Source organism: Nostoc paludosum FACHB-159, from assembly GCF_014698835.1.
In the GTDB taxonomy this organism is placed as follows: Bacteria; Cyanobacteriota; Cyanobacteriia; order Cyanobacteriales; family Nostocaceae; genus Nostoc; species Nostoc paludosum.
This window is the reverse complement of sequence record NZ_JACJTU010000017.1, coordinates 36,647-59,511: the sequence shown is the minus strand read 5'-3', so window position 1 is coordinate 59,511 and position 22,865 is coordinate 36,647. Positions and strand designations below refer to the sequence as shown.

The window sequence follows — 22,865 nt, the reverse complement described above, 5'->3', positions numbered from 1 at the left end:
ATTTGTGAAAACCAATGACCAATGACTATTGTACAGACACGACTAATCGCGTCTCTAATTATTATACAGACGCGACAAATCGCGTCTCTAATCTATTGTACAGACGCGATTAATCGCGTCTCTACTAATGACTAATAACTATATCTGTTGTTGGTAAGACTGGTAAATAGTGTCGCAGTGCTTTGCGAGTAACTGCTAAATTGCACGTTAATGCAATTTGCTCTTTTTCTAGTAGACCTAAAATGCGATCGGGTTTGTCTCGTGCTATCACTGGTAGTTGATGCAGACCTCGCAAACTCATGCGGTCTAAAGCTTCAGATAATAGTTCATCCTGCCATGCGTAAATAATTTCAGTAGTACAGATGTCCTTGAGAGTTTGACTGGATAAATTATCTGAAATTTCAGTTGAGGAATTTGGGTAAGTTTGCCAAAGAGCAAGGGCACGGTTAATGTCTTCTAGAGAGAGGATACCAATTAATTGGTCTGCTTGATCGACTACTAAAGCACTTCGTGTGCGATCGCGGAGCATTTCCACAGCTGCTTCTAATACACTCAAAGTTGCAGGTAATTTTTTTGGATAGGGATGCATAGCATCTTCTACCAAAATTTTCTGCACAATTTCTGCTCTTTCATCTTTCAATTCCGAAAGACCAATTTGTTGTAGATTGGAATTAGAGTTAAAAGTTGGTTTAATCCTTTCTACTAACCAAACACTCAAACCAACAGCAGCCATCAACGGTAAAACAATGCGGTAGTCCCGCGTTAATTCAAACAGCATTAAAATAGCCGTTAATGGTGCCCTGACACTCCCAGCCAACATTGCCGCCATTCCTACCATTGCATAAGCTGGAGGAGCTGCCATTTGGTCACAAATTGTCGGGAACACCACAGCTAAAATTTTGGCGTAAGCCGAACCAAAAGAAGCACCTAAAAACATCGCTGGTGCAAACAAGCCGCCGATAAAACCGCTACCAGCGCTAATTGCAGTCATCACTAATTTCACCACCAACAGCACAACTAATAGGTGCAGTGAAAATTTGACATCCTGAAGCATTGCTTCCACAGTTTCATAACCAACCCCCAAAATTTGCGGGAAGTGCAAAGCCACTGCGCCAACAATAACACCGCCAATAATTGGATGAATTGGCTGAGGAATTCGTCCTAGAAATTGAAAGCCCGGTACTTTGCCAGCAAAGCAAGCTTTAGCCAAACGAATTGATTCAGTATAAGTAAGGGAAATTAAGCTAGCCCCTAAACCCAAGCCAAGATAAAGGGGTAATTCTAAGGGACTGCGGACTTGGTAGGCAGGTAAATCAAAAGCGGGTTGTGCCCCCAAACCAATTTGAGCAATTAAAGCTGCTACCACCGCCGCCAGCAGCACCACACTCACAGCAGAAGTAGCAAAGGATGTAGCTCCCATCACCACCTCTAAGGCAAAAAATACCCCAGCGATGGGAGCATTAAACCCAGCGGCTAATCCAGCAGCAGCGCCAGCACCCAACAGTAAACGTCGTCGTTCTTGAGATACGTTGAGGATCACAGACAACAACATACCAAAATTTGCACCAATTTCTACACTGGGCCCTTCTGGCCCTAAAGAAGCACCGCTTCCCAAAGAAACAGATGCGGCTAACATTTTGGTAACTGGTCTTAGCGGTCGCCTGATCTCTGTTCCTTGAGAAGCGGCGATGAGAGATGAAAGTCCAGGGCCGAAATCTTGAGTACGCCAGCGCATCAAACCAACGATTAATCCGCCAAGAGTGGGAACGCAAGCTAGAGTCCAAGCACCCCAGACACCGATCTGACCCATGAAATTTTCTAGCATTAAATGGTGGATCAGCTCGATCAAATAGTGAAAGGTGACTACACCCATACCAGTGCCACCGCCAATTAACATGGCTAAAAAGAGCACAACGGTTTCTGGGGATGGTTGAAAACGGTTTATTAGGTGAGCTAAGCGGGCAGAAGGTGTGGGAAAGGCAGGTTGTTCCGTTACCTTCCTCAGTTGAGTGGGAGGCAAGAGAGTCATTGAGAGGCGGGGTAAATGTAAGAAAAAATTTAAATTTTTATCTGTTACTTCTCATTGTGAGCCATTATTTAGCAACCAGACAAGTAGACTTTATTTACTCGATTGACAAAGCCATAGCAAAAAATGTGACTATGCAAAATTTTTGTGGGGAAAATAGTTAAATGGGAGACAATTATTTAGGGGTCAGCGATGCCTACGCTTTTTGCTAGCCTCAGCTGATGGGGTAGGAGTCAACGTCAACCCTATTTTCCCTAAAGACAGCAGAAGTTCTATGAGCCAGAAACATTAATGAGAAGCCATTTTTGCCTAAATCTAGCTATACTCGTGTTGCGACCATTGAGCCATCCTTGGTAGTAATAGAATGTATGTGTGATTCAGCATTGATGTAAAAATATACTTAGAAGTCATAGGAGTGCTAGATAAGGAAACAACGAGACAAAACCTATAAGATAACTATCTGCCTTTGTCTGTGCTTATCCCTGTCTCACCTTCTCCTTGTCCTCTTCGTTGACCCCAATTCAATATAGCTATTCTTATAGAGCGAGTAAATGAATATACACACGTTTGATAATCATTATGTTACTTGCCCGATTTGCCAAAGAAATGCCACACCCAAACCAATTAAAACGCGTATTGGCTTGTTTTGTTGTCCCTATTGCCAAGAACGGCTAGTAGTTTGCCAAAGCGGTCATTATGTCCGCGATCCGTTTACTTGGAGACAAATGATGGTGTCTTCGGCGCTGCGCCGTCAAAGCCGACCTTTGGCTAGGATTGTCAGGGATTTTGTCCTACTTAAGCGTCCTATGGTGGCGTTTGCTGTAGGAAGTGCAATTTTTTTTAGTATGATTGCTATCACTCAAGAAACCACGAGTTCCGATCGCCAAGTGCTTCCTACAGAACAAATTAAAAAACCACAGGAAAAATCGCCATAATTTGGTCTTTTCCATATGATGAATCAGATCTTACTTTAATCTTTCTAATTTTGCAATCAATAATATTTATGTAAAACAGTGTTCTATATTTTTCCAAGAAATAGAACACTGTTTTATATATAACGCTACTAAATTATTAGTGAAAAGTTATGAAGTAGGGAAGAGGCAGGAGGCGGGAGGCAGGAGGCAGGAGGCAGGAGGCAAGAGGCAAGAGGCAGGAGGCAGGAGGCAGGAGGCATTAAGGTATAATCCAACCTTTGTATCCGATCGCCTTCAAGTAAACACTCAACGATGGTTGCTGAGTTGGTGGTGTTAACTGGAGCAGCATTTGTCCACTGTAGTGGAACTGCATACTAATAAATAAATCCCATGACTCTGGGATCGTCTGCTATGTATTTGTGTCGAATATCTCCCAAATTCTTGGCAATTCATGTAAAAAATTTAGATGGGGAAATTTGTTGAGCATAGGTACAAAAAAAATTCATCTTGCAGACAAAACCGCAAGATTACGGAGTTCATCATTTTCTCAAAATAGGGGAATGGGGCAATAGGGTATGAGGGATATGGGGAGACAAATCAATTCAAAATTCTTGCATTAAAGAACTTCTGCCTTCTGCCTCCGTTCGGCTGACGCGGAAGTTGAGCTTGTCGAAACTCACGGCGAAGCCTGCCTCCTGCCTCCTCTTTCCCCAATGCCCAAATCTATAAACGATTTGTATCTTTAGTAACTAATTTCCAACCTTCAGCTTGGTCAATTAGCTTGATTGACTCTAGTTGCAGATTATTGAGAACAGATGCATGAAGCAGGAAGTAGGGTTGGCCGTTGTAGTGCCAATAATATTGCAGTTCGCCAACAGAAGCAGGAATAATGGTGCGATCGCTGTAATAATCCAACGAGGGACGAGAGTAGGGAAAAGATGTATAAATCTTCTGCGTCGCTGGATTTGCCCGCAGGATCATCGCGGCTACTGGTTTAACTGGATAAGCCTCAGATAACTCCCAAACCCAATAATTCGATTTCATTAACAGTAGCAGCGAAATATAACTTCCCCAGAACAAAATCTTCAGAAATTGCCCGTCGCCTCGCTCTGCCAAAATAGATGCTAAGGTCATTGTTAAAGCTACTGCTGCAAAAATTAGTTGTAAGTCGGTTTTCGGTGTTGTACCCCAACTAAAATAAATGCTGCCCGCAGAAGCGAATACGGCCAAAATCGCCAAACCTGCTACCCAAGTACGGGGATAGGATGACACTAAAGGCAAATTTTCTGTCTCTGCTAACTGGATACCAAAAGCTAAGGCTAAGCTGGGATAAATCGGGAATACATACCAGGGAAGTTTGGTAATCATCAAGGAAATTACCAGTAGATAAACACCACTCCACGCCAGTACTAGTTTTGCCCAGCTAAGGTTGCGATTTTCCCAAGTTAGACGTACAGTTTGCGGTAAGAATAATAACCACGGCCATGTGTACTTAAAAAGTTCAATGATATAGTACCAAGGTGGTTCAAAATTCATCTGTGCAACTGTACCAATTCGGGTCGATGAATTTACAAGACCAACTTCGGCGAAGGTATAACCATAGTGAATTAGTTGGGCGCCGTACCAACCAACCACAGGTAAAATGCCGATTAAGATGGCTATCCAGAGATAGTAACAGGTGAGTAATCGTGGTGTATCCCAAAATAAGAATACGATCGCGATCGCACCTAGCAATATGCCAACCAATCCTTGAGTCAGACAAATTAAGCCAAAACCGATGCCAACACCAAGGCAATAACGTAAATCGCGGCGCGATCGCAATACGCACAACATCATCACCATCAAAAAACTCACCACCGCGCCATCTAACATCGCCAACCGTCCATGACGCACCACGGGTAGCATTGTTAGATAAATCAAGGCACTATAAATAGCTGCCCAACGTTGGCGAAATAATTCCCGACCAATACAATACAGTAAAGGTACTGAGCTTGATGTTAAAATTGCTCCAGGAACCCGCGTAGTGAATTCATTTTCACCTCCTAGAGAATAAGCCCAAGCAATTAGCAAATGCATTAAGGGCGGCTTGTTATGGTATGGTTCGCCTCCTAGCGTTGGGTAAAGCCAGCGCATTGAGCCTGCTGGTGCGTGCCAAATTTCCCTGGCGACTTGTGCCACGGTACCTTCATCCCAATCTCGTAGAGGTAATCCTCCTAGATTGACGCTAAACAGTAACACTGCCGCTAACAGCAACACGACAAGCCATACCCAATCAACCCATCTGCCGACTGTGCGATGCTGTTTTTCTAGATGACCCCAAATAAAGCTTCCTTCTTGCATATTCTCTGGTAATCATTTTACTTGCTGGTTTGATTACATAGAGACCAAAGCGAATCTCCAATGTTGTCACCCAGTAACAACGTCTGTTCTTAACTATTGCTAGTTTCCAAGGTTAACTCAACTTTCTTTAATTAGTACTATTTTTCCGGGAAAATTATCTGAATTATTTAACGATCATTTTTATAGATAAATGATAAAAATAAGACGTATAAAAATTGGCTTTATTATTTTGGTATATCCTGTAAATAAATCTACATTGTCTAATATTTTATTCAGTTTTTTGTTACTACTAGTATGAGAAGATTACATAGTAGAATTCAGAATCAAGAGTTGTGCGATCGCCGAAAGTAATACACCAAAACCTTTAGTTGGTGCGTTATCTATGTCTCAAAGAGAAAAACAATGTAGAGACGTAGCAGTGCTACGTCTCTACAAGGGTTATGGGTAACGCATATTTAATTTCACCAGATGTGTATTATAATTTTGAATTCTGCTGTATGAATTCTACAGTACTCCTGACTTCTGAATTCTAACTCCTGACTTCTGAATTCTGAATTCTTAAAAAATAAAAATAACTTGCAAGTGCCATTTTTGCTCTTGGCGAACAATTTCAATTTCTTTAATGAATTCCCGAAAGTAAAATCGTCTTTCTGTTTCTGACAAATCTAACCAGAATTGCGGAATCGAAACAGCAACAGCGACAGAACGCAAATTAACGGGGGGGAGAATTGCCAAGTTGGCTTCGAGTGCAGAAATTTCTGTGCGGAGTTTATAAGCCCTTAATTTTGCTGTTTCGGTATCTAAAATTCCACTTTCAATTAAAGCGGGTAACTGAGCGAGTATTTCTTGCTGACGAGCGATCGCTTCACCTAAACTATTTTTAACAGCATCCAATTGCGGAAAATTCATTCCCGCTACAGCTAAAGGTAAGTCGCGGCAAACGGTTTCAATTGTCTGTTCTAAAACTTCCTGATAAGGAATAGCCGGACACTTAGGGCGTCGGGGACAGCTAAGACAACGTAAATACAGATATTCTCGATCTTGCTTGCGTTGGGTGACACGGGTAACCGTCAGATGCGATCTACATTCGCTACAGACAACCAACCCAGCTAAAGAACGTGGCGCACTAGCAGTGCGGGATGGTAAACGGCTGTTACGGCGTAAAAGTCGGTCAACTTGGGCAGCTTCTTCCTTAGAAATGATGGGAATATGGGTGTCGGAGATAATTTCACCATTTTGGTAAGCTGTATTGCCACGATAAACTGGATTAGTTAACCAACGGCGTCCAGTGGTAACAGAAATTTTCTTACCGTATTTCTTCGCCAAGTAGCGGACTGAACCTCGTAAGGAACCATAGAGTAAAAAATGGTCAAAAAAATCCTTGACCACTGGTGAAGTACTGCGGTCAATGGTATATTTTCCCTTACCTCTGCGATAGCCGTAGGGAACTTTACCGGGTGGTGGTGCAGCGTCAAGACGATTACGGGCGTGTCCTTGACGGATGCGACGACTGCGTTGTTCGCTTTGGATTGCGTGTAGTAAAGTCAGCAAGTCAGCGCCAAGAGGAGAATTTTCTGAGGTGTAGGGTTGTTCTGTGGCAATTACCGCTACTCCCATCGCTTCGAGTTCATTGAGGCGATCGCTTACTTGTTCTAGAGTATCGCCTAATTCTTCCAAGCGACGAATCAGCAGATAATCCGCGCCTTCAGTTTGGCAATCTGTGAGTAATTGTTGTAGTTGCTCTCGCTTGCCCAAATCTTGATAAACTCGATCTACTTCCCATCCCCAGCTGCTTTCATCGGGGAAAGATTCTAGTAGAGGATCGGTGTAAGAATAGGCAATGATTTTCATTTAGTCATTAGTCATTGGTCATCTGTCATTAGTTATTAGTTATCCTCCCCTGCCTCCCCTGCTTCCCCTGCCTCCCCTGCTTCCCATCTCCTCACTGCTGACTCAACTCAACAATATTCCCATCAGGATCTTGAGTAAACAGGGCGGGGCGGCCTGAGGCGCTGGGTTGGATGGGATAATTGCGGTCGAGCAACTCTTGTTTTGCAGCCTCCAAGTCAGCAACCGAGAAGGCGAAGTGGGGGTTACGTCCCCATTTTTCGTTTTGGTTTTCGGTGGGGACAGTCGGTGCAACTATGAGGTGAATTTGATAGTTGCCGACTTCATACCATGCGCCAGCGTATTTTAGAGAACGATCTATTTTGGTTAATCCCAATACTGTGCCATAAAAGTGTTCAGAGCGTTCTAAGTCAGTGACGAGAATTGCTGTATGAAGACTTTGGGTAATCTGCATTTTGGTAAGTGCGATCGCGTTTATTTCAATTTTGACCTAGTTTGAACTATTACGGAGAGGGGGATGAGACAGACAAGGGAAATAACTCCTCAGTCAACACTCAACAGTCAATAATCAAAAGGCATTGCTAGGATTAAAGTTAAATATTTGGGAATTTGGGAGAACAAGTTTTGATAGATGCAGATTCATATTTTATTGTCAATACTCCAAAAGGCACAAACCATCAATGTAAAGTCTATTTACTATCAGTTAAGTAAGTAGACACAATTAAATCAAACAATGTTCAGAAAAATAAATTAGGCTAAAACCCTTATTATTGCCTATTGCCTATTGCCAACGATACTTATTAATACCAACTTACTTACTCAATTGCGATCGCCTGACTCGAAGGATTGCTAAAAGTCGTTTTCAAGTAACCACACGGAGTTGGTAATAAAAATATAGTACACTTAATCAACTAATATAAATTTCAGTAAAAAAACTGAGTATTACCAGCTTCTGTAAATTCTGCCTCGACAGGCTTGTATGTTGTTCAAAGGTTTGAAAGAATAATTAAAGAATTATCAGTGATGCTGAATTATTAATTGTTATTTCTGATTCCTGAGCCATTAATTGTTGATGAGATGATAGTTTCACATAGCAATAGCTGAAATTTTTTGTTTCTCTTTCCTGAAATCTTCTAGCCAGGGTTCAGGAGCAAAGCCAGAGAAGTTTCTGTTGATCCGGTCAGTGGTCAAAATGCAGAACATTTAGAACATTAATGGTTATATAGCTTACTGATTTTCTTGAAATTATTAAGCTTTGACCCTAAAGCCTTCTTAATTCTGACTTAGAAAATACTGAATTTGTAGTTCTGACATCTTCTCTTTCCTCTAACCCATCATTTTGCAAGATCAGCCTCAAGCCTGTTCTCACACCACAATGAAAGACCAAGTATTAGACCGGATTTTAAATAAACCTTCTTTTCCACATAAATTTGAACGCTTGGAATTGGATGATAATTTTTGCATTATAGATACATCCGAGCAAGTGCAACGGTTTGCACATCGCCCTGAGGAGGTGACACGGGGTAAAGATATCCGGCTAAGCTTTCCTGAATTGATTGGACTTGAGGATATTTTAAAAGCTATTTTGTACGGCAAGCAAGAACTGTTTGAATTACAAGGGGTGAGACGAACTTCAAAACAACAATCTCATTTATATATAGATATATATATTATCGGCGAACAACATGAAAAACTTGAAAATAAATTAATTGTGCTGATTGAGGATGTTACTGACAAAATTGTTTTAAAACAAAAGTTGGCACAGCAAACGAATGAAGCAAATTTGCTATCCAGTGCTTTAATAACTTGTAAAAGTTACATGGAACAAGTAATCGCTTCAATGGCAGATGCTTTTTTAGTAACTAATAAATTGGGAAAAATTATCAAATTCAATCATGCTGCTGAAGAATTATTTGGTTTTAATCAAGAAGAATTAATTAATCAACCTATTTCATTAATAATTGACGACCAAGTAGTAATCAAAGCAATTTATCAGCATTTTGCTGCTAAGCAAAGTTTTCAGAATTTAGAGGTAGTTTGTAGAACCAAAAACCTAGAAAAGCGGTTAATTGCTTTTTCTTGTTCGGTGATTTCCAAAGGAACAGAAAGTCTAGAAGATATTGTTTTTATCGGTCGAGACATTACTGCTCGACAGCGCCGGGAACAGCGTACAAGTGCCCAGTATGCTATCACTCGCATATTATCAGAATCACAGAGTATAAAGCAGGTAATTCCGGAAATTTTGCGGTCGATTTGTCAAAACCTGGGATGGGATTTAGGCGAACTTTGGACACCAAGCCAATATATCGGTACTTCAGTCAAAAGACATAGCGTCAATGCAGTATTAAGATGTGTAGAAATTTGGTCAAGTCGAGTAGTTTCTGGCAGAGAGTTTAAAGCAGTTACGTGGCAAACTACATATACTCCTGGTGTTGGGTTACCTGGTGAAATTTGGATTCAACGATCGCCCCTGTGGACTGAGGATATCACACAAGATGGAGACACAAGGCGATCGCAACCTGCTGCTGAAGCTGGATTACACGCGGCTTTTGGTTTCCCCATCTTAGACGATAATGAAATCTTAGGGGTGATGGTTTTCTTTAACCGAGACATTCAACCAAAAGATACAGAACTGTTGGAAATGGTAGGTTCTATTGGTAGCCAAATCGCCCAGTTTATCAAACGCAAGCAAGCAGAAATCGCTCTTGTTGAAAGCGAACAACGATATCGAGATTTATTTGAAAATGCTAATGATTTGATTCAAGCTGTAAATGCCTATGGTCGTTTTTTATATGTGAATCGCGCATGGCGAGAAGCTTTTGGATATAGCGAAGCTGAAATTGCTTCTTTGAATGTCTTTGATATTATACATTCAGACTTTAGACAATACTGTTGGCAAAAGTTTTATCGCGTGCTTTGTGGAGAAAAACAAGAGCAAATCAAAGCCGCATTTATTACCAAAAACCGTGAGACGATATTTTTAGAAGGTAACATTAACGCTAAATTTATTGAAGGTCATCCAGTCGCTACTCATGGGATTTTTCGCAATGTTACCCAGCAATTAGCAGCAGAAAAAAGCGAATAGGGCATGGGGCAAGCAGGAAGTGTGGGAGGGGTGGGAGGTGTGGGAGGAATGGGAGGATGGGGAAGCATTAATTCTCTTTCCCCCCACACTCCCCACACTCCCCACACTCCCCTGCTCCCTCATCCCCCAATCCCCAGTCCCCAATCCCTACGTATTCGGAATCAACCTACCGCAAGGATAAGTAGCTGTTGGCTGTGAAGCATTTTCAGCTACGGCTGCTGGAACTCGATCTGATGGTTGGGTTTTGGCTGCTAAATAATCTGTTTGCAGTTTCTCTAACATGGCTTCTCGTCTGTCATACAAGCGTTTTAGGGGACGAGGTTGGCACTTGTTGAGGACGTATGCTGTTACAAGTGGTAGAGCGATGGTGCTATCCGTGTAACAAACAATTGTGTTAGGTAATTCTTCTGGGTCAATCTTACCCCAGCTGACGGCTTCCGATGGGGTTGCTCCAGACAAACCACCTGTATCTGGACGAGCATCGGTAAATTGCACAAAGTAATCATGTCCGCGTTCTTCTAGTCCTAAAACTTCGTGAATTTGCGGTTGTGTTTGTAGCAAAAAGTTTTTGGGACTGCCACCACCGAGAATGACAGCGGCACTTTTCCCTTCTCCTTCACGGGCATTGTAAGCGATCGCTGCTGTCTCGTTCACGTCAATTGAAGGGTCTAATACTAATTGCGAACCTTCTAATGCCAAAGCTGCTACGTTCATCCCGATAGAACTATCTCCAGGTGAAGAAGTATAAATCGGTATGCCATATTCATAAGCTGTAGCCAGCAAGCAAGAATTCTGCACACCCAATTGCTTTTCTACTTCCCGGACATACTTGCCTAGTAAATGGTGAAACTCAGCGGTTCCCATACGTTTTTGGAAAGGTTCTGCTTGCAGAATTTTGCGGATAAAAGCATCGGTTTCCAAAAGTACATCGTAGCCAAAGATAATGTCATAAATCCGGATTGTGCCTTGTTGGCGGAGTTTCACATCATCTAAAAACGGATTACCAGCAAACAGTTCAAAACCCAAACCATAATGCATATCATGGTAAAGATTTGCACCAGTACTAATCATCCAGTCAATAAAGCCGTTGCGAATTAAAGGTGCAAGGGCTGAAACCCCAAATCCGGCTGGCGTCATTGCACCTGAAAGGCTAACTCCCACGGTGACACCTTCTGTTAGCACATCGCGGCTGAGTAGTTGGCAGATTTCGCGCAAACGTGCTGAGTTGTACGCAGTGAAGTATCTATCAATTAAATCCACCACGCCAATATCATTAGATATAGGTGTGGGTGCGATTTTTTGACCCAGCTGTTTAGACATTTTGGCACTCCTGAACAGTAACACGCCGAATCTAATGTTATAGCAAAGTACTGGGTTCGGAGTTGGGAGTTAAGAATTATACTAATTTAGCGAAAAAGGGCAATTAATTAAAAAATGAGTATAAACACTCGATCGAACAATACCTTCGCCAATTTACGAGGGTGAGATGATGATACTTTAACCATTAACTCCCATTTCTTTGACCCGGATTTCTCACGAGGGAGAAATCCGGGTACAAGGCAAACTCTGGTGGGAACTGCACTACTTGATGAGCATAAACTCGTAGTGCAGTTCCGTCAGGGTGATTGAGTCACTTATCGAAGAGTTGTAGTTTTATTTGCCTAACTACACTAGAATTGCCATACAGGAGGGGGGCAAATCAATCCGTACAGAAGCCCTACCACGATCGTGATAATGTTGCACAGTGACAGTTTGTCTATCTGGCGGATAGCGTAATTGTTTATCGCTCCAATCGCTCTTGTATAAATAAGTCATGGTTGAATCGGGAGGATGCATAGCAGCATCGACTGTCACTTCAGCACCGCGATTTTCTAAGGCGTGGGTGTTCAGTACCATCAACACCTCTGTATCAAACAGAATTTGTGACCAAGCAACTAATTCTCCTTGTTGAGGAATCGAGAACGGATAATTACAAAACGATGTTTCCCGTAGGATGTGATGTCCTCGACGTAAAGCTTTGCCAATTTTATCGTGTTGGTTGCGGAGGCGAGCGATCGCTGCAATTCTTAAATAAGTGGGATGATCTGGATTGAAGAAATGACAGCCTGCTGTTTGAAACGCGCCAAAATCACCACCAAACATGGCTTCACGGCTACATTTATATGTTGCAAACTGCGTGTCTTCAAGATTATCTACATTGCCATCAAAAGCCTGTTCTGTTCCGTAATAAATAGCAGGAATTCCTGGCATGGTTAATTGCACGCCAACAACGTTAGCAACCTGCTCATAAAGGTTGGGAACATCGCTATGGACAGCAAATCGCTGCTTACAATTAGCGGATGATATATCATCATCCAAAATAGAAACATGATACAAACCATCTTGACGACATTGCCCTGCAAGATGACTTTCGCTGTACAAATCGAAAAATACACAAGGGTCTGCTAAACCCTTAGCCATTGAGGTTAAAGTATCAGGAGCGCTGGCGATGTCGAGTACAGCACTGAGGTTACAACCGAAAATATCTAAGTAAGCATCTGCCATGTTATCGGAATTTATCTTTCCAGTCAGCAAAAAGTTGTCCTTGCCGATAGATTGAGCATATTCACGAATAGCAGTACAGAATTTGCGGGCATTTTGAGGAGGAATGCGCTCGGTTGTCTTGATGCAAAACCCATCGCAGTCAACAAGAGCAATCCAGTACTGATAAACTCTTGCCAGATTTGCAATCATTTCATCTCTATAGAACCAGTCATTACCACTGTGGTTAGAGATGACATCTAGGATGACATACATCCGGCGATCGTGGGCGGCATCTATTAAATCTCTTAAATCTTGACAAGTTCCTAAGTGGGGGTCAATATCTAAAAAGTTTTGAATGCTGTGATTGTTGTCTGTTTCTAGGTCAAGTTGTCGCCAAGGGGAGTTAATCCATAATGTTGTCACTCCTAATCCTTGTAAGTAATCCAACTTACTTCTAATTCCCCTGAAAGTTCCACCTAAAAACTTTGTACTTGCTGCTATCCAGTCAGCTTTGTTTTTTACCTGGAATCTTAAAGGATTGATACGGTCAAAAAGTTCCCTATGACTTTCGTTATCGTCACTGAATCTATCAGGTAGTAGATGGTATAAAAACTGGTCTCGCCAACTGACAGGACTTAATTGAACCCTTCCGCGTGGTTTTAGGTCTGTGTCAGAGAGCTTTTGGGGTGCAAATTCTTCAACTTTAGCCATGAGGACTTACGCATTGATTCCGAAATATGCACCTCAATGTTTAAAACAATTACCTCAAATTTTCATGAATCCACAGAGGTATTTAATATTATTTCGTAAATTTTAATTTAAGATACACAGAAAAAGGCTTCATAACAGCGCTTTCACTGTAAGTAGGTGGTTGTGAATATTTATCGTCAGGATAAGGCAGGAGGAAAGAGGGTTTGAGCTAAATTAACCTTTATTAACATAGTTTGATTTTTTCACACCGACTTACTTACTTAAAAACAGGCAGACTCATTGCTCGTAACTGCGAGTTCATCTAACGCTATTAAAGGATGTTCGCCGTCTAAATATGACACCTGCGCTTCTAATTTGTCGCAGCACTCCCGCACTAAACGCAAGCCTTGATCTCGTGAAAGTTCCGCAGTTGCAGGGGTAAATTCTTCCAGAATTTTCGCTTCGATACTTTGATATTGCTCTAGTTCTGCTCTCAATTTTGTTAAATATTTTGCTCCTTCGCCACCTTCTGTAATGGCAAAGTCTAAAACAGAATCTACGTAAGCTTTGACTTTCGGATGCTTAACTCCCTCTGTAGCCGCAGCATACAGTAATTGGCCATTTAAATACTCAAAATCTGGCACCCAAAGATGATTTCCACTTAGATGAAATGTATCAACTTCTTTATTTGGCATGACTTTTAGTTGTTCTGTTCTGACGCGCCGAGCAGCTTTTTCTAAAAGTGCGATTACAGAAATTATTACTGAGGGAAAGTTGCTATCTATACATCTAATTTCTACTGTGCCAAGTTTGTTAAGTCGAATTGGGTTCCAAGCTGATTTAAGTAAGCTTCCTCCCGCTTTTTTGAAAAGATGACGCTCAACTCCCGCTTTGTCCATTGCTTGCAACCAAGCATAATAACGAGCGAATTGCTGTTCAACTAAACTTTCAATACTGTCGGCATAAGGCATCAGTCCACCAACAGGCTGCAAATGAGTGTAAACTCCTTCCCAGTCAAAGGTTTCGCTACCACGATAACGAATTGTGTGCATGGCTAGTCCGATCGCTCGTCCTTCATAAAACGGACACGATCGCGTTAAGCAAATTAATGCTGAGTCGAAGGCTGTAGCTAAATTATAAATATTTAGTAGCTCTTCTCGCTCTGCGGCATTTGAATTGTAAGACACTACCACGCGAGAATCAATCACTCCCGCTGGCACTTCTAGATGTATGTGCGTACCCGTACATTTGCCAGCGTGTAAAAATTTATCGTAACCCACAGTCCGCGCTTGGATATGATAATTGAGTTGGTCGCGCATGACTGGCATGATATGTAAGGGGTAGCTAGACTGAGCATAAAGCCTTAAATCCATCTGTCTGGCTACAGCGATCGCTAGTTTTAAATTTCTCAGATATTCTTTTGCTAAATCTGTGGCACTATACGCCGGTGCGGTGTTAATTTCCACCATATTCTTGACGAACTCTGGCACAAAGTATTGTGGGTTCACTCCTTGTGCTTGTGCGGCTAAATGGCAAGCCTGTAAAAATTCATCTGCACGATTACTGATTTCACCCGTCTCATTTACTAGAAAAAACTCTTGCTCAAGACCAATGCGACGTTTTAGTACATCCATTTCTCAAGTCTCTCTTAGTTAATTTGCTGTAATTATCGATTTACTGGAACTTGGGGACAGTATTAGAGATTATTAAAAAACATCAAGTGGAACTTTTAATTCCCGACATAAATATGCTACTAGAATATGGGCAATAATCTCAAACATTTATTTGTAAGTCGCGTTTGAGGATAAAATTCCAACTTCTTAAGATTGTCAATTTGCAATACTCCCAAAGCGGGAAGCAAGCTACGTAATTCACAATTAAAATACAAAAAATCTGCTCAATTAAATAATTGGGCAATTAATGGGTTTCAAGTCCCTACTAATTATAACTGCCTTAGCGTAACATCTCGTAGAGAGGAACAAGCTTAACTGAAAATTGCGAATTGTCTTGACTTTCGCAAAACTGGGTAAAACTCAACAAAACTTTTTCCCTACTTCCTACCTACCCAAATGGTATTCTTCCCTTTGATAGAAGTTAGAAAATGAAAGGTTTTTCAAGATTTGAGTTAGGACTTACCCAGCGAGGCGATAAATCTCCATGACTCAAGATATCTTTGAATTACCCGGCCCAGAAGCAAATTCTATCGTGGGTAGTCTGCTTGATTTTGGTCGCGACCCTTTGGGATTTTTAACTAAGTGCGCTCGTGAATATGGTGAGATTATACCGATACGTTTAGGATTGACACCAGCTTGTATATTAACCAATCCTGATTATATTGAGCAAGTATTAAAAGACAGAAGTTTATTTGTTAAAAGTCGTTCCTTACATGCCCTCAAAACGTTATTAGGTGAAGGACTTCTCACTAGCGAAGGAGATTCTTGGTTTCGCCAACGAAGGTTGATACAACCTATCTTTCACCAGAAACGCATCGCTAGTTATGGCGATATTATGGTCGCCTACACCGAACAAATGCTGGATACTTGGCAAGATGGGGAAACTCGTGATGTTCATCGAGACATGATGCGCCTGACATTAAATATTGTAATGAAAACAATATTTAACCGCGACCTCAGCGAAGGACAAGCGCAAGATGTTGCCCATGCACTAGATGTAACATTAGATTGGTTTGAAAGTAAACGCCAGCAAAATTTTATTTTTGTAGAATGGTTCCCTAGACCTGAGAATATTCGCTACAGAAATGCTATCAAGCAGATGGATAAAACTATTTATGAGATGATAAATCAACGGCGGGCTAGTGGTGAAAATCCTGGAGATTTACTGTCAATGTTAATGGTAGCAAAGGATGAAGAAGATGGCAGTCAAATGAGCGATCGCCAATTACGAGATGAAATCGCAACTTTAATGTTAGCAGGACATGAAACCACATCCAATACTTTAACAGGAGCCTGGATACTTTTATCTCGATATCCACAAGTACGTAGTCAATTATTAGCAGAATTACAACAAGTTTTAGGAGGGCGTTCTCCTACCATTGCAGATATACCAAACTTGCGCTACACCGATATGGTTATTAAGGAGACAATGCGAGTATTTCCTCCTGTATATAACATGGCGCGTAAAGCTAGCCAAGATTGTGAAATTGGCGGTTATCAAGTGCCACAAGATTGTACAATTATTATGAGCCAGTGGGTAATGCATCGCAATCCTCGCTACTTTGAAGACCCAGAAGTATTTAAACCAGAACGTTGGGCTGATGATTTAGAAAAAAAGCTGCCGAGAGGAGTTTACTTTCCATTTGGTAATGGCCCTCGGATTTGTATTGGTAAAAGTTTTGCCTTGATGGAAGCAGTTTTATTATTAGCAACCATCGCCCAAAAATTTGAATTAAATCTTGTTCCAGATCATCAAATTGTTCCTCAAGCTTCAATTACCCTACGTCCAGCAACTGGGGTAAAAGTAACATTGAAGCAAACCACACCCCTCACGACTCAGGGTGTGATTTAAGTGCTTTCTTGCTAGAAGATTACTTATTTTTCTTCTCTCTGCGCCCTTGACGTTTTTGGCGGTAGCCTGCGGTAAGCCGTTACGCGTCTACGCAAAAAAAAGATGATTTATCTCACGCACAGACACTCAAGACACAGAGAGAATGAAGAGTTCATGCATAACTTTTATCGTTTGTTATCCAATACCACAAATTAGATGTTGTTGCCGTAGGATAAAATTAGTGTCAGAAAATTGTGACAATTTTCAGGATAAGGTTATGGGTTTTTCAGGGATATTGTGGGGTTAATTAAAAACCACGGTTTTTCCATCGGATTTGGGTGCAAAAGATAGAATTTTTTGTAAAAAATATTTGCAAAAGCTTACTGGATAAGGTACGTAGGTGATTTTATATTGCGATCGCCACTTTCTAAATTTAGGAAACTAGACACTGAAATTAAATTCCCACTTTTTCATGTGCCTATGTGGTTTTTATGCCAATTACGAGTTTTCAACATGCATAATTTTCAGTTATCTGGCGTAAATTAATTGTGTAGAAAGCGTCAAGTTAAACTGATATGAATAACAATATTTTTAATCTAACAGTTTCTCCAGTTACTATTGCAATTATTGGTGGTGGTTTAAGCGGTTCTTTAGTTGCAGCTAATCTTTTACGTCATGCAACTACACCATTATCTATTAAATTAATTGAACGGAATTCCGAAGTGGGAAGAGGAGTTGCTTACGGTACACCAGTGGATTGTCATTTGCTGAATGTCCCAGCTGGTAAGATGAGTGCTTTTGCAGATGAACCAAATCACTTTCTCAACTGGCTGCACAGCAACGGACACGAACAGGTAACGGCATCTACCTTTGTTCCACGACGGGTTTATGGGGATTATGTCCAAGCCACTTTAAAAGCAGCACAGGTAAATGCGGCAGCGTATGTGCAATTAGAGAGAATTGTAGATGAAGCGATCGCCATTGAAACAAAATCCTCTAGCACAATAATATATCTGGGCAGCGGTCAGTGTTTGCACGTACAAAAGGCTGTGCTAGCTTTGGGGAATTTCCCGGCAATTCTGCCCAAACCAATTGCGAATTTAAACAAGCAATATGTCAAAGATGCTTGGTCGAGTAATGCGATCGCTGACTTAAATCCAGAGGATGCTATTCTCTTGGTGGGCACCGGCTTAACAATGGCAGATACCGTAGTTGCCTTACGCCAGCAAGGTTTCCAGGGAAAAATCCATGCTGTCTCGCGTCACGGATTAATGCCTTGTCGCCACAAATCAACAACTCCTTACCCAGCATTTATTGATATCGAAACTGCACCAAAAACCGCACGAGGACTGCTACATCTAGTACGTCAACAACTGCGGACACTTACCCAAGGGCAAGATTGGCGCGGGGTAATTGATGCCATTCGTCCAGTGACTCAACAACTGTGGCAAGCACTACCATTACCAGAACAGAAGCGATTTTTGCGTCATGTCAAAGCTTATTGGGAAGTTCACCGCCATCGCATTGCCGAAGAAATTGCCCAAGTACTCGATGCTGCAATGGAATCTGGTCAACTCATCCATTACGCAGGTCGAATTCAAAGCTGTGAGCAGTTAGAAAATGGCGTAGAAGTAAAAATCTGCGAACGCGGAACGCACAAAGATATTGTTCTGCGAGTCAAGCGAATTATCAACTGCACCGGTGCAAATTGCGATTACCGCAGATTGCAACACCCATTGCTGGCTAGCTTGCAAGAACAACGCTTGATTCGTCCCAATTCATTGTCAATGGGAATCGACACAGCCACCAATGGTGCGCTGATAGATGCAGATGGCAAAGCATCTCAAATGCTTTACACCTTAGGGACACCGCGCAAAGGCAATCTTTGGGAAACCACCGCTGTTCCAGAAATTCGGGTTCAAGCAGCAAGTTTGGCGCAGGAGTTACTGAAATCCCTCAATTCTCATGCTATTGCTGGTGAAAGGGACTGGGGACTAGGAACTGGGGACTGGGTAAATTTTCCCACCCAATCCCCAGTACCCAATCCCCAGTACCCAATCCCCAGAGTGGGGAACTCGTGGCCGCGACCAGCCCAAGAAAATTTATCATCGTTGAGGAAACCTGTTATGCTATTTCGTCAACTGTTCGATAAAGAATCGAGTACTTATACTTACTTGATTGCTGACCCAGAAACGAAAACAGCCATCTTAGTTGATTCTGTATTGGAACAAGTTGAACGCGATTTAAAAGTATTGCAACAATTAGATCTGACTCTGCGCTACTGTCTGGAAACTCACATTCATGCCGACCATATTACTGGTACAGACAGACTCAGGTCACTGACAGGTTGTTTAGGTATTGTGCCTGAGAATTCAGCGGTTATCTGTGCAGACCAGTACATTGGCGATGGTAATATCTTGCAATTGGGGAGTGTCCAGATTCGAGCGATCGCTACTCCTGGTCATACTAACAGCCACTTAGCATATTTAGTCAACGACACTCATCTGTTAACGGGAGATGCCTTATTTATTGGGGGTTGCGGTCGTACTGACTTCCAAAACGGCGACCCAGGAGAATTATATGATGCCGTTACTCAAAAGCTATTCACATTACCAGAAGACACCCTAGTATATCCCGCTCACGACTACCAAGGACGGACAGTATCCACCATTGGCGAAGAAAAACGCTGGAATCCCCGATTTGCTGGACGCACTCGCAACCAGTTCATCGAACAAATGAACAACCTCAACCTACCCCAACCGAAAAAAATCTTGGAAGCCGTACCCGCAAATCAGCAATGTGGCAGAGTTTTACTTGCACTGGACTATCAAATCTAACAATAATTAATACTTATATAGGTCATTGATCCTAGTCAAAAATAGGACACTTATACGATGCGTTCATTAAGGCGATCGCTGTAGGATAAACTAATCCAATAATTACAGCACTTTTCATGCATTTGAACCACATCTGTCGTAGGGGCACAGCAATGCTGTGCCCTTACCGCTTGGCTTCTCCAAAATCATTGGTTTGAAATTCACACTTTTAAAGGAGAACTCAATCAGATTAAGAGTGAAATCAAAGTCTTGAAAAAACCTACAGAATGACAAAAAAACTTATAATCAACTACAATCATGACCTCTTGTAACAAATGACAACACAAATAGTCTTAAATAAAAAAGTATCCTTATCTGCAAATGTTCTGACTCAAGACTTAGCAGGGGAGTCAGTTTTATTGAATTTGCAAACTGAAGAATATTTTAGTCAAAACGAAGTTGGTACAAAAATATTCTTTGTGCTAACTGAGTCAGATTCTATCCAGACAGCTTACGACACCTTGCTAAAAGAGTATGATGTCGAGCCAGAGAAGTTAAAACAAGACTTGCTCAAGTTTATTGATAAATTGGTTAAGGCTGGACTAGTGGAAATTACTGATTCTTAACTCTTAACTTAAAGCAAAAAATCAAATCATGCGTGTACTGATGATTGGTGCTGGGGGCGTTGCCTTGACAAGACCCTTAGATTGGGTAGTTAAAGCAGGTTATGAAGTTTGGCTACTAGGAGATGTAGACCCCTATGAAACCGAAGCTCCCAAAAATTATCGCTATTTCCCCACTGTTTGGCGAAAGTATCAAGAGGAGTTTACCAACACCTACCCATACGAAGATCGGATGGCCGAGGAAATGGCGGAGCCGTTACGTAAACTTGCAGACGAATTCCAGCCTGATATCATCCATGTCCACGCCATTGGCTGGCACGCCCAGTGTTGTGTCCTGGCGAATTTAAGCCCTCTTGTCGTCTCTGCTTGGGGCTTTTTAAATCATTTGCTACAACCAGAAAAGGAATCCAGCAAGCATAAAGATAGGGTTAGCCAAGTATTTAAGCATACTGGTGTGCTGATTGTAGAGACACCCAATTTGATAGAAAAATCCAAAGCACTGTTGAACCCCGAACAACGGGTAGAATTAATTCCTCTAGGGACAAACCCTAAACATTTTCGCTCTGGAGTCACAAAAGATTTACCAAAGTGGCGACGGGAAATCTTGAAGATTGATGAAGAAGCCACAATTCTGCTTTCGCCCCGTGGCTGGTCTAAACTGTACAACCACGAGCAGATATTTACAGCCTATACACAGGCTTTTCCCCAATTCACCAAACCAACGGTACTCGTCTTTTCAAAGTTAGGGCGTGCTGGTGGGGAAGAAGCAGTAACTATATACGAAAGCATCAGCAAACAAGCTCAACAACTTGGCTTATTAGAAAACCTGCGCTGGATGCCCGCCCTACCTTATAGTTTCATGCCTACAGGCTACAACTTAGCAGATGTAATTATCAATTATCCTACTAACGATGCTTTTCCTTCCACACTCATTGAAGCAGTTGCCTGCGAACGCCCGGTGATTACTTGTGATTTGCCAGCTTATCGGGGTACTTTTATTGAAGAATTTTGTACTTTGGTAGAATCTGAAAACCCAGAAGCTTTGGCAAAGGCAATGATTAAAGTCGTCAATCAACCTCCCCAAGAACGAGAATCACATCTTGCAAAAGCACGGCAAGCGATTGTCGAACAATATGATGAAGCGAATTTACAAAATCGGCTGTTCCGAGTATATGAAGATTTGGCATCTACTACTAAGCCAATCTCTGCCTAAATTTTCCATTATTAAGTTTGATTATGTCTTACATATAAACAGGACTTACGCAAAATCATGAAAAAACGAACCGCAAAGGACGCATAGACACGAAGTGGCTTCCCGCAGGGTAGGACACAAAGAAATAAGAGCAAGAGAGAGTTTTTGCGTAAGTCCTGATAAATATAAATGACAAAATAAATAAACTTAGAAGATACAAAACAATGATATAGCTTCAGCATAAAAGTAGGTTGGGTTACTCTACCAGTTCTCGTAGATTATCCTCAATTCAACCTAAATCAATTGCATTTTTTAGCATTAATTGAACAGAATTGATTTTTATTTTTAAATAATCTTTATTATGCTCTTTTTTGATAATTCTAATAACAAAAAATAGGACATATTTTACACAAACTTTATAAAAACAACGACGCGATCGTTGTACTGTATTCATAATGTGATAATTCCAAATCAGCAAAGCACAAAAAACAAGGATTACTCAAATGTTTCAATTTTAAAACATGAAAAAGAACTATTCTGAGCCTGAATTGAAAGCTCACGGTAAAATATCTGGTTTGACACAACAAGTGGGTGGTAGCGGTGGTTTTGGTACTACAACCGGATTCCCCATACCTACTACCACTGTGGCTCCTCCTTAGTAGTTAAGTAGAAAAAAACACCAAAAGCTCAACTTCACTCGCTGTCATATAAATGATGGCAGGGTAGAGTTAGCAAGTAGGAAGGATTTATTAGGTCAATAAAATTGCCTAATAAATCTAGATTAAATACACCTTTCTACTTGCCCTCTTATGAGGCTATTGTTTACACACGTAAGGATTCTTCAAATGTCACAATCTGAAAACGTGAGAAAGAATTATTCTGAGCCGGAATTGAAAGCTCACGGCAAAATATCTGGTTTGACACAACAGGTCGGTGGTAGTGGTGGTTTTGGTACTACCACTGTATTTATTATAAACACTACCGATTGATGAACTGAATTCATAATCTGATAATTCCAAATCAAGGGAACACAAAACAATAAGGATTACTCAAATGTCACAATCTGAAAACGCGAAAAAAAACTATTCTGAACCAGAATTGAAAGCTCACGGCAAAATATCTGGTTTGACACAACAAGTCGGTGGTAGTGGTGGTTTTAGTACTACAGCCGCACCCATCACCGGTCTTCCGTAATACATTTTCCACTTTTTTCTTCCATTGGAGGAAAATTATGTAAGTTTTAGTTTTCAAAAAATCCTGACTTTTTAAATAAGTCGGGATTTTCAAAAATTTGAATTTGCAAA

At 41.3% G+C, this 22,865-nt stretch carries 17 protein-coding genes; 10 read left to right on the top strand and 7 right to left on the bottom strand.

What is annotated here, in order from left to right; all coding sequences use genetic code 11:
* Nucleotides 1-124 precede the first annotated feature (124 nt).
* Nucleotides 125-2,029, bottom strand: coding sequence for a chloride channel protein (locus tag H6H03_RS18530; RefSeq protein ID WP_190956568.1), 1,905 nt, complete (start codon nt 2,027-2,029; stop codon nt 125-127).
* Between the two features lie 548 nt (nt 2,030-2,577).
* Here H6H03_RS18530 and H6H03_RS18525 point away from each other — a divergent pair.
* Nucleotides 2,578-2,961: a hypothetical protein gene (locus H6H03_RS18525; protein WP_190956567.1), complete on the top strand. Its 384-nt coding sequence runs from the start codon at nt 2,578-2,580 to the stop codon at nt 2,959-2,961.
* A 702-nt stretch (nt 2,962-3,663) separates the two neighbouring features.
* On the opposite strand, the gene H6H03_RS18520 is transcribed toward H6H03_RS18525, so the two are convergent.
* From H6H03_RS18520 to H6H03_RS18510, 3 genes are all read right to left on the bottom strand, one after another.
* A complete protein-coding gene (locus H6H03_RS18520) occupies nt 3,664-5,280 on the bottom strand; it encodes an ArnT family glycosyltransferase (protein ID WP_190956566.1) in 1,617 nt (538 codons plus the stop codon).
* Nucleotides 5,281-5,838: 558 nt separating this feature from the next.
* The gene (locus H6H03_RS18515) at nt 5,839-7,131 is read right to left on the bottom strand and encodes a recombinase family protein (RefSeq protein WP_190956565.1); all 1,293 of its coding nucleotides are present in this window, start codon (nt 7,129-7,131) and stop codon (nt 5,839-5,841) included.
* A 91-nt stretch (nt 7,132-7,222) separates the two neighbouring features.
* Nucleotides 7,223-7,582 carry a VOC family protein gene (locus H6H03_RS18510; protein WP_190956564.1) on the bottom strand — a complete coding sequence of 120 codons (360 nt, stop codon included), beginning with the start codon at nt 7,580-7,582 and terminating at the stop codon, nt 7,223-7,225.
* 921 nt (nt 7,583-8,503) lie between these two features.
* Between H6H03_RS18510 and H6H03_RS18505 the strand changes: the two genes are divergently transcribed.
* Entirely contained in the window at nt 8,504-10,213 is a 1,710-nt protein-coding gene (locus tag H6H03_RS18505) for a PAS domain S-box protein (protein ID WP_190956563.1), read from the top strand.
* A 3-nt stretch (nt 10,214-10,216) separates the two neighbouring features.
* Nucleotides 10,217-10,411 (top strand): hypothetical protein, encoded by a 195-nt coding sequence (locus tag H6H03_RS18500; protein WP_190956562.1) that lies wholly within the window; start codon nt 10,217-10,219, stop codon nt 10,409-10,411.
* Here H6H03_RS18500 and H6H03_RS18495 read toward each other — a convergent pair.
* The 3 genes from H6H03_RS18495 to H6H03_RS18485 all read right to left on the bottom strand — a co-directional run bounded on the left by H6H03_RS18495 (nt 10,361) and on the right by H6H03_RS18485 (nt 15,060).
* Nucleotides 10,361-11,533 (bottom strand): homospermidine biosynthesis protein, encoded by a 1,173-nt coding sequence (locus H6H03_RS18495; protein WP_190956561.1) that lies wholly within the window; start codon nt 11,531-11,533, stop codon nt 10,361-10,363. The genes H6H03_RS18500 and H6H03_RS18495 overlap by 51 nt on opposite strands.
* A gap of 345 nt (nt 11,534-11,878) precedes the next feature.
* Nucleotides 11,879-13,447, bottom strand: coding sequence for an alpha-amylase family glycosyl hydrolase (locus tag H6H03_RS18490; RefSeq protein WP_190956560.1), 1,569 nt, complete (start codon nt 13,445-13,447; stop codon nt 11,879-11,881).
* 260 nt (nt 13,448-13,707) lie between these two features.
* A complete protein-coding gene (locus tag H6H03_RS18485; protein ID WP_190956559.1) occupies nt 13,708-15,060 on the bottom strand; it encodes a glutamate-cysteine ligase family protein in 1,353 nt (450 codons plus the stop codon).
* A 523-nt stretch (nt 15,061-15,583) separates the two neighbouring features.
* Between H6H03_RS18485 and H6H03_RS18480 the strand changes: the two genes are divergently transcribed.
* The 7 genes from H6H03_RS18480 to H6H03_RS18450 all read left to right on the top strand — a co-directional run bounded on the left by H6H03_RS18480 (nt 15,584) and on the right by H6H03_RS18450 (nt 22,755).
* Nucleotides 15,584-16,951: a cytochrome P450 gene (locus H6H03_RS18480; protein WP_190956558.1), complete on the top strand. Its 1,368-nt coding sequence runs from the start codon at nt 15,584-15,586 to the stop codon at nt 16,949-16,951.
* Between the two features lie 554 nt (nt 16,952-17,505).
* The gene (locus H6H03_RS18475; protein WP_190956557.1) at nt 17,506-19,767 is read left to right on the top strand and encodes an FAD/NAD(P)-binding protein; all 2,262 of its coding nucleotides are present in this window, start codon (nt 17,506-17,508) and stop codon (nt 19,765-19,767) included.
* A 314-nt stretch (nt 19,768-20,081) separates the two neighbouring features.
* Nucleotides 20,082-20,372, top strand: a complete 291-nt coding sequence (locus H6H03_RS18470; protein WP_099067599.1) for a PqqD family protein — start codon at nt 20,082-20,084, stop codon at nt 20,370-20,372.
* Between the two features lie 28 nt (nt 20,373-20,400).
* Nucleotides 20,401-21,582, top strand: a complete 1,182-nt coding sequence (locus H6H03_RS18465) for a glycosyltransferase (protein WP_190956556.1) — start codon at nt 20,401-20,403, stop codon at nt 21,580-21,582.
* A 500-nt stretch (nt 21,583-22,082) separates the two neighbouring features.
* Entirely contained in the window at nt 22,083-22,220 is a 138-nt protein-coding gene (locus tag H6H03_RS18460) for a hypothetical protein (protein ID WP_190956555.1), read from the top strand.
* A gap of 186 nt (nt 22,221-22,406) precedes the next feature.
* Entirely contained in the window at nt 22,407-22,550 is a 144-nt protein-coding gene (locus tag H6H03_RS18455; RefSeq protein ID WP_190956554.1) for a hypothetical protein, read from the top strand.
* Nucleotides 22,551-22,614: 64 nt separating this feature from the next.
* On the top strand, nt 22,615-22,755 hold the full coding sequence (locus tag H6H03_RS18450; RefSeq protein ID WP_190956553.1) for a hypothetical protein: 141 nt from the start codon (nt 22,615-22,617) through the stop codon (nt 22,753-22,755).
* Nucleotides 22,756-22,865 lie beyond the last annotated feature (110 nt).

What these genes read in the sequence shown, in the direction of transcription:
- H6H03_RS18530 (WP_190956568.1), bottom strand. Translation starts at nt 2,029, where the DNA reads ATGACTCTCTTGCCTCCCACTCAACTGAGGAAGGTAACGGAACAACCT.
- H6H03_RS18525 (WP_190956567.1), top strand. Translation starts at nt 2,578, where the DNA reads ATGAATATACACACGTTTGATAATCATTATGTTACTTGCCCGATTTGC.
- H6H03_RS18520 (WP_190956566.1), bottom strand. Translation starts at nt 5,280, where the DNA reads ATGCAAGAAGGAAGCTTTATTTGGGGTCATCTAGAAAAACAGCATCGC.
- H6H03_RS18515 (WP_190956565.1), bottom strand. Translation starts at nt 7,131, where the DNA reads ATGAAAATCATTGCCTATTCTTACACCGATCCTCTACTAGAATCTTTC.
- H6H03_RS18510 (WP_190956564.1), bottom strand. Translation starts at nt 7,582, where the DNA reads ATGCAGATTACCCAAAGTCTTCATACAGCAATTCTCGTCACTGACTTA.
- H6H03_RS18505 (WP_190956563.1), top strand. Translation starts at nt 8,504, where the DNA reads ATGAAAGACCAAGTATTAGACCGGATTTTAAATAAACCTTCTTTTCCA.
- H6H03_RS18500 (WP_190956562.1), top strand. Translation starts at nt 10,217, where the DNA reads ATGGGGCAAGCAGGAAGTGTGGGAGGGGTGGGAGGTGTGGGAGGAATG.
- H6H03_RS18495 (WP_190956561.1), bottom strand. Translation starts at nt 11,533, where the DNA reads ATGTCTAAACAGCTGGGTCAAAAAATCGCACCCACACCTATATCTAAT.
- H6H03_RS18490 (WP_190956560.1), bottom strand. Translation starts at nt 13,447, where the DNA reads ATGGCTAAAGTTGAAGAATTTGCACCCCAAAAGCTCTCTGACACAGAC.
- H6H03_RS18485 (WP_190956559.1), bottom strand. Translation starts at nt 15,060, where the DNA reads ATGGATGTACTAAAACGTCGCATTGGTCTTGAGCAAGAGTTTTTTCTA.
- H6H03_RS18480 (WP_190956558.1), top strand. Translation starts at nt 15,584, where the DNA reads ATGACTCAAGATATCTTTGAATTACCCGGCCCAGAAGCAAATTCTATC.
- H6H03_RS18475 (WP_190956557.1), top strand. Translation starts at nt 17,506, where the DNA reads ATGAATAACAATATTTTTAATCTAACAGTTTCTCCAGTTACTATTGCA.
- H6H03_RS18470 (WP_099067599.1), top strand. Translation starts at nt 20,082, where the DNA reads ATGACAACACAAATAGTCTTAAATAAAAAAGTATCCTTATCTGCAAAT.
- H6H03_RS18465 (WP_190956556.1), top strand. Translation starts at nt 20,401, where the DNA reads ATGCGTGTACTGATGATTGGTGCTGGGGGCGTTGCCTTGACAAGACCC.
- H6H03_RS18460 (WP_190956555.1), top strand. Translation starts at nt 22,083, where the DNA reads ATGAAAAAGAACTATTCTGAGCCTGAATTGAAAGCTCACGGTAAAATA.
- H6H03_RS18455 (WP_190956554.1), top strand. Translation starts at nt 22,407, where the DNA reads ATGTCACAATCTGAAAACGTGAGAAAGAATTATTCTGAGCCGGAATTG.
- H6H03_RS18450 (WP_190956553.1), top strand. Translation starts at nt 22,615, where the DNA reads ATGTCACAATCTGAAAACGCGAAAAAAAACTATTCTGAACCAGAATTG.